Origin of the sequence: Lactiplantibacillus sp. B652, assembly GCF_023806745.1 — a bacterium.
GTDB classification, from domain to species: Bacteria; Bacillota; Bacilli; order Lactobacillales; family Lactobacillaceae; genus Lactiplantibacillus; species Lactiplantibacillus pentosus.
In genome coordinates, this window is the sequence record NZ_JAMSKY010000076.1 from 1 (window position 1) to 397 (window position 397).

1 pseudogene is annotated in these 397 nt (G+C 39.0%); it reads right to left on the reverse strand.

Going from position 1 to position 397, the window contains the following annotated elements:
* Positions 1 to 397, reverse strand: a pseudogene (locus tag MZO40_RS17070) (IS5 family transposase); the annotation flags it as partial.

Here is a 397-nt window from a genome sequence, read left to right on the forward strand (position 1 = left end):
TGTTCACGATATAACGTCAACATAGCAATGGCTCCTTGACGATCAGACACATTAGCCGTAGTAATGTGAATAGCTTGTGGTAAACCATTGATATCAACTGCTAAATGGCGCTTAATACCGGAAACTTTTTTACCTGCATCATAACCTTTATGCTCAGCAGTATCTGCATTTTTTACGCTTTGGGCATCGATTATAATAAATGTCGTTTTGGCTGAGCGTGATTGTAAATTACGCTGTTGAGCGATAATTTTTTTAAACAGTTATCAAGTAGCGATGCCTCTGTGACAAAAGGCGATGCAGACCAAAGCTTGTAGTAATTATAGACGGAATGCCATTCAGGAAAATCACTTGGAACTTGTCGCCATTGACAACCTGTTTTTAGGACATAGATAATCGC